At 49.2% G+C, this 630-nt stretch carries 1 protein-coding gene; it reads left to right on the top strand.

The features are described from left to right. Positions 1 to 630, top strand: a 630-nt coding sequence (locus tag R7Q48_RS28455) for an arginine deiminase family protein (protein WP_318133680.1), incomplete at both ends; no start/stop codon positions are given.

The following is a 630-nucleotide window of genomic DNA, read 5'->3' as shown; positions in this document are numbered from 1 at the left end:
AAGCTGTACGTTGGATCAGAAGTTGGTCAACTTAGACGAGTACTTTTAAACCGCCCAGAGCGCGCCCTCACCCACCTCACGCCGTCAAACTGTCATGAGCTATTGTTTGATGACGTACTTGCTGTAGAAGCCGCGGGTGAAGAGCATGATGCTTTTGCTCGAACCTTGAGAGAGCAAGATGTTGAAGTACTTCTGCTCCACGATTTACTGGTGGAAACCCTAGCCGTTCCAGAGGCAAAACAGTGGCTGTTGAACACGCAGATTTCTGACTTCCGCTACGGGCCAACCTTCGCTCGCGATTTACGCCAATATCTTTTGGAAATGGACGACGAACACCTCGCGACTATTTTGCTTGGCGGCTTAGCCTATTCTGAGTTACCTATTCAATCTTCTTCGATGCTACCGAAGATGAAGCGCCCACTGGATTTCGTGATCGAGCCACTACCAAACCATCTATTCACCCGCGACACCTCATGTTGGGTATATGGCGGTGTATCACTCAACCCAATGATGATGCCTGCGCGCCAGCGCGAAACAAACCATTTACGCGCTATCTATCGCTGGCACCCGATCTTTGCAGGCCAAGACTTCATTAAATATTTTGGTGATGATGATCTGCATTACGACAAC

It is taken from the genome of Vibrio sp. 378, from assembly GCF_033339435.1.
This window is presented reverse-complemented; position numbering and strand designations above follow the sequence as displayed.